General features: G+C 66.8%; 1 protein-coding gene. It reads right to left on the reverse strand.

What is annotated here, in order from left to right; genetic code table 11:
- On the reverse strand, positions 1–500 hold a 500-nt coding region (locus HOP58_RS22815; RefSeq protein WP_234261917.1), incomplete at both ends, for a TRAP transporter large permease subunit.

Consider the following 500-nt stretch of genomic DNA (forward strand, 5'->3'; position numbering starts at 1 on the left):
CCCAGGATCAGCGCCATCGGCGGCAGCACGTACTTGGCCAGCATGATCAAAAGCTGCCCGGTCGAGGTCTCGGCGCGCTCCTCGGCGGGCACCGGCGGGCCGTAGGACGGCTTGAGGTAGCAGATCACCAGCACGTAGAGCGCGTACATCGCCCCCAGCATCAGCCCCGGCACCAGCGCGCCGGCGAACAGCGCGCCCACCGACACCGGCGAGTAGCTGGCCATCAGGATCAGCATGATGCTCGGCGGAATCAGGATGCCCAAACAGCCGCTGGCCATGATCACCCCGGTGCTGAGCTCCTTGTTGTAGCCGTGCTTGAGCATCGGCACCAGCGCGATCATGCCCATCACCGCGATGGAGGCGCCGACGATGCCGGTGGTGGCGGCCAGCATCACCGAGACGATGACCACGGTCAGCGCCAGGCCGCCGCGCAGGTTGGCCAGCAGCAGACGCATCACCGCGAACATCTTCTCGGTGACCCCGGAGTCGTTGAGAAAGCG

Source organism: Halomonas sp. MCCC 1A11062 (assembly GCF_021404355.1).
Taxonomy (GTDB): domain Bacteria; phylum Pseudomonadota; class Gammaproteobacteria; order Pseudomonadales; family Halomonadaceae; genus Halomonas; species Halomonas aerodenitrificans.